Source organism: Aeromonas sp. HMWF014 (assembly GCF_963878295.1).
Classification (GTDB): domain Bacteria; phylum Pseudomonadota; class Gammaproteobacteria; order Enterobacterales; family Aeromonadaceae; genus Aeromonas; species Aeromonas popoffii.
In genome coordinates, this window is record NZ_CAWNYS010000010.1 from 429 (window position 1) to 11,676 (window position 11,248).

Consider the following 11,248-nt stretch of genomic DNA (forward strand, 5'->3'; position numbering starts at 1 on the left):
TACCGCCAGTTTGCCGCCGGTTTCCCGTTCGAGGAGACAGAAGATCAGCTCAATGCCATCAACGCTGTGTTGGGGGACATGTGTCAGGCCAAGAGCATGGATCGGCTGGTGTGCGGCGACGTGGGCTTTGGCAAGACCGAGGTGGCGATGCGCGCCGCCTTCGTGGCGGTCCATGGCGGCAAGCAGGTGGCGGTGCTGGTGCCGACCACCTTGCTGGCCCAGCAGCACTACGACAACTTCCGTGATCGCTTCGCCAACTGGCCGGTGCGGGTCGAGGTGCTGAGCCGCTTCCGCTCCGCCAAGGAGCAGAATGCCGTCATGAAAGAGCTGCGCGAGGGCAAAGTGGACATCATCATCGGCACCCACAAGCTCTTGGGCTCAGAGCTCACCTTCAAGGATCTGGGGCTGCTGGTGGTCGATGAAGAGCACAGATTCGGGGTACGCCAGAAGGAGAAGATCAAGGCGCTGCGGGCCGACGTGGATATCCTGACCCTCACAGCGACGCCGATCCCGCGCACCCTCAACATGGCGATGGCTGGCATGCGGGATCTCTCCATCATCGCCACCCCGCCCGCCAAACGGCTCGCCATCAAGACCTTCGTGCGCCAGCAGGAGCCCGCGGTCACCCGCGAGGCGGTGCTGCGTGAACTCAAGCACGGCGGCCAGGTCTACTACCTGCACAACGACGTGGAGAGCATCGAAAAATGCGCCAGCGATCTCGCCGAGCTGGTGCCCGAGGCGCGCATCGGCATCGCCCACGGTCAGATGCGCGAACGCGATCTTGAGCGTGTCATGTCGGACTTCTACCACCAGCGCTTTAGCCTGCTGGTCTGCACCACCATCATAGAGACCGGCATAGACGTGCCGAGTGCCAACACCATCATCATGGACCGCGCCGATCATCTGGGGCTGGCCCAGTTGCACCAGTTACGGGGCCGGGTTGGCCGCTCCCACCACCAGGCCTATGCCTACCTGCTCACCCCCCATCCCAAGCTGATGAGCAAGGATGCGGTCAAGCGGCTTGAAGCCATCGCCTCGCTCGAGGATCTTGGCGCCGGCTTTGCGCTGGCGACCCACGATCTGGAGATCCGGGGTGCCGGCGAGCTGCTGGGCGACGATCAGAGCGGCCAGATCGAATCGGTCGGCTTCACCCTTTACATGGAGATGCTGGAGCAGGCGGTCGAGGCGCTGAAAAATGGCAAGGAGCCGTCGCTGGAGCAGCTGATGAACCAGCACACCGAAGTGGAGCTGCGCCTGCCAGCGCTCTTGCCGGACGACTACATACCGGACGTCAATATGCGTCTCTCCATATACAAACGCATCGCCAGCGCGGCCGACGAGCAGGAGCTGCGCGAGTTGAAAGTAGAGCTGATAGACCGCTTCGGCCTGCTGCCGGAAGCAACCAAAACCCTGCTGGAGCTGGCCGCCTTCCGCCAGCGCGCCACTGCGCTGGGCATTCGCCGGGTGGAGATGAGCGAGCGCGGCGGTTACCTGGACTTCACCCAGGAGACCCGCGTCAACCCTGGCTATCTGGTCAAGCTGCTCTCCAGCCAGCCCCGGGTCTACAAGATGGACGGGCCAACCCGGCTGCGTTTCCAAGTACCGACCCAGGAGCGCGCCATGCGTCTCAAACTGGTGGATGGCTTGCTGGCGGATCTGGCCAACAACAGTCTGTGAGGGCGAGCCTTGCTGGCAGATAGTCCAGCGAATGAAGCCAACTAAAACGGGAGCCAAATCGGCTCCCGTTTTTTATTTGCTATCTGTCAGCAGGGTACTATCAGCCCTGGTTGGCCGGATCCTCGTGGGAGGAGAATTCGCGCATGAAGGCCTCGGCCCGCTCCACCATCTTGGTGGAACCGACGAAGTAAGGGGTGCGCTGATGCAGTGCGGTGGGCTGGATGTCCATGATGCGGCCAAATCCGTCTGAGGCCTTACCACCGGCCTGCTCCACCAAAAACGCCATGGGATTGCACTCATAGAGCAGGCGCAGCTTGCCGTTCGGGGAGTTGGTACCGGACGGATAGATGTAAATGCCGCCCTTGAGCAGATTGCGATGGAAATCGGAGACCAGAGAGCCGATGTAACGGGAGGTGTAGGGTCTGTGGGTCGCCTCGTCCCGCTCCTGGCAATATTTGAGGTACTTCTTCACCCCGTCCGGGAACTTGATGTAGTTGCCCTCGTTGATGGAGTAAATTTTGCCCTCCTCCGGGATGCGGATGTTCTCGTGGGAGAGGCAGAAGCAGCCAATGGACGGGTCGTAGGTAAAGCCGTTGACACCAAAGCCGGTGGTGTAGACCAGCATGGTGGAGGAGCCGTAGACCACGTAACCGGCAGCGACCTGACGGTTGCCCGGCTGCAGGAAGTCTTCCAGGGTGACACCGGCACCGGACGTGCTGACGCGGCGGTAGATGGAGAAGATGGTACCGACCGAGACGTTGACATCGATGTTGGACGAGCCGTCGAGGGGATCGATCAGCACCACGTATTTGGAGTGACGGGAGAGCTCGGAATCGAAGGAGACGAAATCCTCCTCCTCTTCAGACGCCATGCCACACACTTCGCCGCGCGCCTCCAGCGCCGCCTTGAAACGCTCGTTGGCGTACACATCCAGCTTCTGCTGTACCTCGCCCTGCACGTTCTCAGCGCCCATGGAGCCAATGATATCTGCCAGCCCCGCCTTGTTGATCTCCCGGTTCACCACTTTGGCGGCCAGACGGATGGAACTGAGCAACGAGGTCAACTCCCCGGTCGCGGTGGGATAATCCGCCTGTTTTTTGACGATGAACTCGCCCATGGTGATCATGTTTCGCATTATTGTTCCTTTAAGATCGTTTCCGTTGGCTTTGAAAACGTTTGCACGCATCGACAAAAAAAGTGCCGATCCTCGGCAGCCTTGTTTTGTAACCTAATGTAACGTTTGTTTTTTGTTTTTGCAGCGAATTAAGCCGCTGAATAAATGCGCATCATGGCCCTCCAGACCCCACAAAAACACGCTTAAACCGGTGTCAATCGGTAACTTTCACCATGTTAATTCGTGATGCAAAGTCACGAACAGGCCGCCATGGTGGGTGCAACGGCCCACTTGGCCCCCCTATCTGGGTAGCTGACGGCAAGGTCAGTGCCCTCCTCTTGAGATCTCCAGATCGATCCCGCACACTGGCCAGGCGTTGGAAGCAAAAAAACATAAGGATATTCAATGAAAAGGACTCTCATTGCCGGCACGGTTGCTGCCCTGTTCGCACTCCCCATCATGGCGGCCCAGGTACCTGCCGGTACCCAGCTGCTGCCTGCGGAGCAGCAAACCTTCATTCGCAACATCAATACGGAACCCGCCTCCATCGATCCCCAGATGGTAGAAGAGAGCGCGGGCAGCGATATCGTCAACGACCTGTTCGAGGGGCTCTACACCCTGGATGGCAAGGGTAAACTGCAACCTGCCGGCGCCCTTGGCTACGAGCTCGACAGCACGGGCACCGTCTACACCTTCAAGCTGAGACCCGATGCCAAATGGTCCAACGGCGAGCCGGTAACGGCGGCCGATTATGTCTATGGCTGGCAGCGGGCGGCGGATCCCAAGAATGCCTCCAACTATGCCTGGTTCATCGAGCTGACCGGCGTCACCAACGCCAGTGAGGTGGTACAGGGCAAGCAGAGTCCGGATACGCTGGGCATCAAGGCGATCGATGCTCATACCCTGCAGATCACATTAACGAACCCGGTGCCCTTCTTCCTCAAAACCCTCTCTCACTACACCACCTTCCCGGCGCCGAAGGCGACCATAGAGAAGTTCGGGCATGGGTGGGTCAAGCCAGGCAACATCGTCTCCAACGGCGCCTTTGTGCTCAAGGAGTGGACCCCCAACGAGCGGCTCATCGCCGAGCGCAATCCCCTCTACTGGGATAACCAGAACACAGTGCTCAACAAGGTGCTCTATCTTGAGATAGTCTCGGATACCGCCGCCTACAACCGCTATCGCGCCGGTGAACTGCACTACACCACCTATCCGCTGGAGCAATACAAACAGCTCAAGAGCAAGAGCCCTGAAGAGCTGGTCAACGCGCCCATGCTCGCCACCTATTACTATGTGTTCAACACCCAGCGCAAACCGTTCGACGACCCGAAAGTGCGCAAGGCGCTGTCGCTTGCCATCGACAGGGACACCATCACCGAGAAGATCCTGGGGCAAGGTCAACTCTCCGCTTTCAGCCTGACCCCGCCGAGCGTGGACGGCTTCGAGCTCAAGCGCCCAGTCAGCCAGTTGCTGAGCAAGGAGGAGCGCATCAAACAGGCGAAAGCGCTGCTGAGCGAGGCGGGCTACGGCCCGGACAAGCCGCTGGATGTGGATATCCTCTATAACACCAACGAGAGCCACAAGAAGATAGCGTTGGCCATCTCCTCCATGTGGAAGCACAACCTGGGAGTCAGCGCCAAGCTCAACAACATGGAGTGGAAAACCATGGTGTCCGCGCTCAATGAGGGGGATTTCGGCGTCAGCCGCTACTCCTGGAACGGGGATTACAACGATGCTTCGACCTTCCTCGACATCATGACCTCCAGCAGCAGCGCCAACAGCGGCAAGTGGTTCAACAAGCAGTATGATGCCCTGCTGGCCAAGGCCCATGACTCCAAGGATCCGGCCGAGCGCAACCAGCTCTATCAGCAGGCCGAGGCACTGATCGATGACGAGGCTCCCATCGCCCCCGTCTACTTCTACGTCAAGTCACGGCTGCTCAAGCCCAGTATCAAGGGCTATCCCTATCAGAACCCGCAAGACGTGGTCTACTCGAAAGACCTCTATCTCACCGCGCAGTGACGCCCTCACCCCCTGAACAGAAAGACCGCCTCGAAGGCGGTCTTTTTTTCAATCTTCCCGACAGCTCGCCAGCGCCCCTCTGGCACGACGACGCAGTACCACGGGCCTGACCAGCAGTTGCGCCAGCAAGACCCCGAGCAACGTCATGCCGCCCCCTATCAGGTGATAGCTGGTCAGCTTTTCCCCCAGCCAGCTGATGGCCAGCGCCGCCGTCATCACGGGCAACAGGTTCATGAAGATGGCGGTACGACTCGCCCCCAGCAGGGCTATGCCCTGCATCCAGAGCCAGGGTGACAAAGCCGAGGTAGGGATACCGGCGTAGAGGATGAGCCAGAGCGCGCGGCCATCTGGCCACTGCCCGTCCACCAACAGGTAAAACGGGGTGAGAAACAGCAGGCTGCACAGCACCTGGCCATAGAGCATGGACCAGTTGTCCAGCCCCAGATCCCACTTCTTGAGCAGCACGCTGTAAAGCGCATAAGTCGCCGCCGACAGCAGCATATAGACGGATCCGATGTGAATGCCCCGGGTGATCAAACGGGAGGGATCCCCCTGCCCCAGCAAGATGGCCAGCCCCAGAATGGAGATGGCGCCACCGAGCAGAGCGCCCCAGGTCGGACGCTCACGCAGCAGCCAGATGCTGAGCAGCACAGTGATCAACGGAGTCAGCCCCATCATCAGGCCTATCTCGGTCGCCCCCAGGGTTTGCGCCGCGTAGTAGCCGAAGGTCTGGTTCAGCACCATGCCGAGCAGGGCCAACGCCGCCAGGTGATAGAAGCCGGCCCGCAGCTTGGCGCGATCCCGCCAGGCCCGGTGCGCGAGGAAAGGCGTCAAAATGATGGCTGCCACCATCCATCGCGACCAGGCCAACGCCGCCGGTGAGAGCACCCCGACCGCCAGCTTGCTGACAATGCCATTGCCGGCCCAGATGGCCATGCAGGAGAAGGGAAACAAGAAGGCAAAGGGCATCACTATATCCAGAAAAAACGAGCGGGTATTCCCGGCGGGAGTCGGGAGTATAGAGAGGCAAGCAGGATTAGCAAGTACCGGCCGGCCTTGTCAAGGCAGGCTGGTTTGAAACGGAATCGAACAGAGCCAATGTGGGCAGATCAGAGCCAAAAACAATCATGCCCGCACGGGGGCGGGCATGAAGCGACGGGATGGAATGGTGAAGCAATCACGCCGCATCCATGTGCAGTCTGGAGATCATGGCGTTGACCTCGACCACGGTCTGGCGGTGGGGGATGTCAGCTGGCGTTGGCATCATCAGCAAGCCTGACTGGAAATCAAAACGCCCCCTGCCGTGGATATAGATCCGTCCCTTGAAGAAGGTTTTGACATGTTTTGCCACCATCAGTGGCAGGTACTTCTTGAACACTCTCATCGTTTGCAACCTCTTGCAGTTGTATCCGTATGACAGCAGCTTCTGCGAAATAATTCCGTAAAATCTATATAAACATCCGGAAAAATCGCGACTCTCTTCCCCAAAAAACCAACTTATAACTTTTTATTAACTTTTAGCGTATTGTATGTGGTCCTTCCAACCAGAGCAAGACCCCCTTGTCATCTTGCCACTCGATACAGGCCAGACCCGAGGTGGCAAACATGGGCGCACCCGCCGCAGGACAGAGGCTGTGCACCAGATACCCCACCAGCGGCAGGTGGCTGACCATCAAAATATTGTCATGTGTTGCCGCCAGCGCAGTGAGATAGCTCGCGACAAACGCCGGGTCGCCATAGGGGGTGATCTCGCTGCTCTCCTCGACCCTGGCGGCCTTGGGTAATTGATTGCATATGCTCTGCCAGGTTTGTCTGGCACGCAGATAATTGCTGTGAACAACCAAACCCAGTTCGCCATCCAGCTGGGGCGCCAGCCAACTTGCCATGTGGATGGACTCTTTAATGCCCTGCTCGGTCAGTGGACGCTGTTCATCTGTTTTCGCATTCATGCCAGCCTGGCCATGACGCATGATGTAGATTTTCATTACAACCTCGCCCAAGGGGCCTGTTTTGATAGCGGGGGGATCTTACCCCGCCATGCCGGGGGAAACAATTGCGCTACCTCTCAGAAAAGGGTTTGCCTCACTGGATAGCGGGGTCGATAATCATGTTTAAATTCAAATAAATCCAACATGAGTCACGCCCCAATGAGCCCATATGCCAGTCCTAATGACCACCGGCAGTACCACTATCTGGAGCTGGCAAACCGGCTCAGGGTCTTGTTGATCTGCGATCCCGATACCGACAAGTCAGCCGCTTCCCTGGCCGTCAACACAGGTCATTTCGACGATCCGGCCGATCGACAGGGGATGGCTCATTTCCTGGAGCACATGCTGTTCCTGGGCACCCGAACTTATCCCAAGCCGGGTGAGTACCAGCAATTTATGAGTCGTCATGGCGGCAGCAACAACGCCTGGACCGGCACCGAGTTCACCAACTTCTTTTTCGAGATAGACAACGGCTTCTTCGAGACCGGGCTCGACCGTTTTTCCCAGTTCTTCATCTGCCCCACCTTCACCCCCGAATGGGTGGACAAGGAGCGCAACGCAGTCGACTCCGAGTACCGTCTCAAGCTGCAGGACGATGTGCGCCGCAGCTACCAAGTACATAAAGAGACGGTCAACCCGGCCCACCCCTTCTCCAAATTCTCGGTCGGCAACCTGGATACCCTGGCCGATCTGCCCGGTCGGGATCTGCGTGCCGATCTCATCCGGTTCTACGAATCTCACTACAGCGCAGATCGCATGGCGCTGGTGATGATCTCGCCTGAATCCATCGGGACCCAGATTGCGTGGTGCGATCGCTTTTTCGCTCCCATTTTGAATCGCAATTTGGGAATACCGCCCCTGACGCACCCCCTCTATCGCCTCGACGATCTCGGCATCCGCATCCGCATCAATCCGGTCAAGGAGACCCGCAAGCTGGCGCTGACCTTCCCGCTGCCCAACGTCGACGAGTTTTATGACAAAAAACCCCTCACCTTCCTGAGCCACCTCATCGGTTATGAAGGGGATGGCAGCCTGCTCTCCCTGCTGAAAGCGAAAGGCTGGGTCAACCAGCTCTCCGCCGGGGGGGGGATCAGCGGTGCCAACTTCAAGGATTTCGGGGTGAGCTTCGGCCTTACGCCGCTTGGGCTCGAACACGTCAACGAGATAGTGGCCGCCCTGTTCGGCTATCTGAAGCTCATCGAACACGGCGGGGTGGAAAGCTGGCGCTACGAAGAGAAGCGCACCGTGCTCGAGTCGGCATTCCGCTTCCAGGAGCGGGGCCGGGCACTCGACACCGTCTCCGGGCTGGTGCTCAACCTCTTTAGCTACAAAGCCGAAGACCTGCTCTACGGCGACTACATGATGCGCGAATACGACGAGGCGCTGATCCGCCACCTGCTCGCCAAGCTCACCCCACACAACCTGCGCATGACCATCTCGGCGCCGGAGCTGACCACAGATCGCCTCGCACGCTGGTATCAGACCCCCTATGGCGTCGACGTCATCACGGAGGCGGAGAAGATCCATTGGCAACAGAGCAAACCTGATCCGTCCCTCGCCCTGCCCTTGCCCAATCCCTTTATCAGCAGCCGGCTCGATCCGCGCCAGCCGGCGCTGCAGGCCGACATGCCCGCCTGCCTCATCGACAGGCCAGGGTTTCGGCTCTGGCATCTGCACGAACATCAGTTCAGCGTGCCCAAGGGCAATCTCTACATCTCCATCGACAGTGAGCACGCGGTCAAAAGCCCGCGCCACATCGCCATGACGCGGCTGGCGGTGGAGCTACTCACCGATCACCTCAACGCCCTCACCTACCCGGCAGAGCTGGCAGGGCTGGGCTACCAGATTTATGCCCACCAGGGCGGCTTTACCATCAACCTGAGCGGCTTTGCCGACAAACAGCCGCTGCTGCTCGACATGATCCTCGGCAACCGCACCCTGGGCTATCCGGATCCGGGCCGCTTCGCCGAGATCAAGGAGCAGCTCATCCGCAACTGGGACAACCAGTCCAAGGCTCGCCCCATCGCCCAGCTGTTCAACCAGCTCACCAGTTTGCTGCAGCCGAACAACCCGCCGTTCGAGCAGTTGCTGCGCCATCTGCGCACCGTGGAGCTTGGCGAGATGCCGGCGTTTGTCGCCCAGCTGTTTGGCGAGGTGCACATCGAAGCCCTGGTACACGGTGACTGGGACGCCGCCGAGGCACTCGAACTGGCCGCCCTGCTGGAACGCCATCTCGGTGCCAACAGCCAGCCCAGTGCCGAGACCCGCCGCCCGCTGATCTCCATTCAGGACAGAGGCACTCTGATCCGCGAGCAGGGTTGTGAACACGAAGATTCGGCGCTGCTGGTCTACTACCAGTCCCGCACCACCCGGGCGCGGGATCTTGCCTGCTTCGCCCTGGCCAACCACATCATGTCATCCAGCTTCTTCCACGAGCTGCGCACCCGCCAGCAGCTCGGCTACGTGGTGGGTGCCGGCAACCTGCCCCTCAACCGCCACCCCGGCCTTATCTTTTATATCCAGTCCCCGGTGGCAGGGCCGCAGATCCTGCTCGATGCCGTAGAGGAGTTTATCGACCTCTTTCCCCTGGCCATGCTCGAATTCACCGAGCAGCAGTGGCAAGAGAGCAAGGCGGGACTGCAGGCCCAGCTGAGCGAGCGGGATGCCAACCTGCGCAGTCGCGGCCAACGGCTCTGGGTCAGCATAGGCAACAAGGATCTGGGCTTTGATCAGCGCGAAAGGGTGTGCGATGAGGTGGGCATGCTGAGCCGCGCCGATCTGGTGCGCTTCATCATACAGCTGCGCTCACGCACCTCGGATCGGCTGATCCTCTGCAGCTATGGCCAGGGCCACGAGCACGACGAGCGCATCACAGGTCAGTTTATCGATGATCCCAAGGCGTTCCGGCTCAATGCCAGCACCTGCTAGGCCTGATAGAGACATTCTCGCCCATCAGCCAATCCCGCCCAATAAAAAGCCGACCCCTGGGGGTCGGCTGGAAAAACCATAATCAATTGCGACCAAAGCCGCCAAAAGTGAACATGAGCGTGAAAATCAGACACTGTGTTGATGGTGGACCGGATGGTTCAAACCAGAGCGCACCTGCCAATATCAACAGTGATTGAGAAACAGGCTCATCATAGGCACGCCACTCCCTTGCCACGTTGATCTATGTCAAAGGAGGTAGCAAAGAGTCCGTGACCTGCGGCTTTGTCGAGCGGGATCACACTTTCAGCCCCGGCGGATCAGGCGATAGGCCACTTCATCGAAATAGGAGAGCTGACCGGAGAGCACCCTGGGGTGGTCCACCTCTGCTGCCCGGCCCAACACCTCCACTCGAAAATCGCGCTCGAACAGGGTGCGCACTTCCATCTCCCCCACCGAGAAGGGCGGCTGCCGCTGCTGCTCCGGCTGATACTCCAGGGTCACCAGCAGGATCTGGCCACCGGCTTCCATCAGGCGGCTCATCAGCTCCGCATACTGGCGGCGCATGTCCGTCGGCAAGGCGATCAGGGCCGCCCTGTCATAGGCCAGCCGGTAACGACGCCCCAGCTCGGGGGCGGCAAAAAAGTCCCCCTGATGGATGCGCAGGGAGCCGTGCTGATGACACTGATAGGGGCCCAGCTCGCCGAGGGTATCGGTGAGCTGGTTTTCACTGAAAAACTGTTCGATGGCGAGCGCAGAGAGCTCGAAGCCATCGATGGGGTGCCCCAGGCCATTGAGCCAGAGCATGTCGCGGGATTTGCCGCACAGGGGCACCAGCACGGGTTCTTCCTGTTGCTGGGCAGACCACCAGGATTGCAGCCAGCGATTGAAATCCGCCTGATGAAAGCCAATCCGGTTCTCTTCCCAACGCTGATGCCAAAACGCCGCTTCCATCGTTATTACCCTTCTGTGCTAAAGATGCCTCAATATCACAACTTAACCGGCACCGCGCAACCCTTCCCCTGCCCTTTTTGTCAGACAGACGATGACAACGCGATACACGGCGATACCCCCTATTTTTGACACGTTTGTGGCAACAAGGTGGCCCAGATCCTGTGTAACAAGGTCATGGGTCAGGCCGTTCAACAGATGACAACATGTGAGTGGGCGCACAACATCGGCCAACAGATCACCCACGCGCCGCTGCCAGCACCCTTTCGATATGGGCAAAATCAGGGCGCTCGGCGGGCGAGTCACAGAGGCAAGCCGCGCTCAGCCGATGCAGCTCGTCGAGCTGTGATGACTCTGCCTCACAGCGCGCAAGCAGCTCCTCCAGCAGGCAGCCAAAGGCGCGCACCTCGAGCCGCTCAAGGCCCAGCGCCCGCTCGCGGTTGTTGCTGTCATACAAAGAGGCCGCGCCAAAATCCCCGAGCAGGGCGTGGGCCGGGGCGCCAGGCTCACGGGCAAAGAGGATATTGTGGCCGTAGAGATCCCCGTGCATGATGCCCGCACGGTGCAGATG

Annotated in this window: 9 protein-coding genes; 3 read left to right on the top strand and 6 right to left on the bottom strand. The window is 59.5% G+C overall.

What is annotated here, in order from left to right; all coding sequences use genetic code 11:
* Positions 1-1,677 (top strand): transcription-repair coupling factor (gene mfd, locus AAC083_RS00205; RefSeq protein WP_258224838.1); only part of this gene is annotated, 1,677 nt, incomplete at its 5' end.
* 100 nt (positions 1,678-1,777) lie between these two features.
* Here mfd and fbp read toward each other — a convergent pair.
* Positions 1,778-2,812: a class 1 fructose-bisphosphatase gene (fbp, locus tag AAC083_RS00210; RefSeq protein ID WP_042037404.1), complete on the bottom strand. Its 1,035-nt coding sequence runs from the start codon at positions 2,810-2,812 to the stop codon at positions 1,778-1,780.
* Between the two features lie 384 nt (positions 2,813-3,196).
* Here fbp and AAC083_RS00215 point away from each other — a divergent pair, with 384 nt between their 5' ends.
* Entirely contained in the window at positions 3,197-4,813 is a 1,617-nt protein-coding gene (locus AAC083_RS00215) for a peptide ABC transporter substrate-binding protein (protein ID WP_108537784.1), read from the top strand.
* A 48-nt stretch (positions 4,814-4,861) separates the two neighbouring features.
* On the opposite strand, the gene AAC083_RS00220 is transcribed toward AAC083_RS00215, so the two are convergent.
* The 3 genes from AAC083_RS00220 to sixA form a co-directional block, all read right to left on the bottom strand.
* Positions 4,862-5,782: a DMT family transporter gene (locus AAC083_RS00220; protein ID WP_108537785.1), complete on the bottom strand. Its 921-nt coding sequence runs from the start codon at positions 5,780-5,782 to the stop codon at positions 4,862-4,864.
* 208 nt (positions 5,783-5,990) lie between these two features.
* Complete coding sequence (locus AAC083_RS00225; protein ID WP_042037401.1) at positions 5,991-6,197, bottom strand: DUF1107 domain-containing protein; 207 nt, start codon at positions 6,195-6,197, stop codon at positions 5,991-5,993.
* Between the two features lie 133 nt (positions 6,198-6,330).
* On the bottom strand, positions 6,331-6,798 hold the full coding sequence (sixA, locus tag AAC083_RS00230) for a phosphohistidine phosphatase SixA (RefSeq protein ID WP_108537786.1): 468 nt from the start codon (positions 6,796-6,798) through the stop codon (positions 6,331-6,333).
* Positions 6,799-6,960: 162 nt separating this feature from the next.
* On the opposite strand from sixA, the gene AAC083_RS00235 reads away from it, so the two are divergent.
* Positions 6,961-9,729: an insulinase family protein gene (locus AAC083_RS00235; RefSeq protein ID WP_108537787.1), complete on the top strand. Its 2,769-nt coding sequence runs from the start codon at positions 6,961-6,963 to the stop codon at positions 9,727-9,729.
* Between the two features lie 303 nt (positions 9,730-10,032).
* Here AAC083_RS00235 and AAC083_RS00240 read toward each other — a convergent pair whose 3' ends face one another.
* Positions 10,033-10,680, bottom strand: coding sequence for a thiopurine S-methyltransferase (locus tag AAC083_RS00240; protein ID WP_108537788.1), 648 nt, complete (start codon positions 10,678-10,680; stop codon positions 10,033-10,035).
* Between the two features lie 235 nt (positions 10,681-10,915).
* Positions 10,916-11,248 (bottom strand): lipopolysaccharide kinase InaA family protein (locus tag AAC083_RS00245; RefSeq protein ID WP_308811030.1); only part of this gene is annotated, 333 nt, incomplete at its 5' end.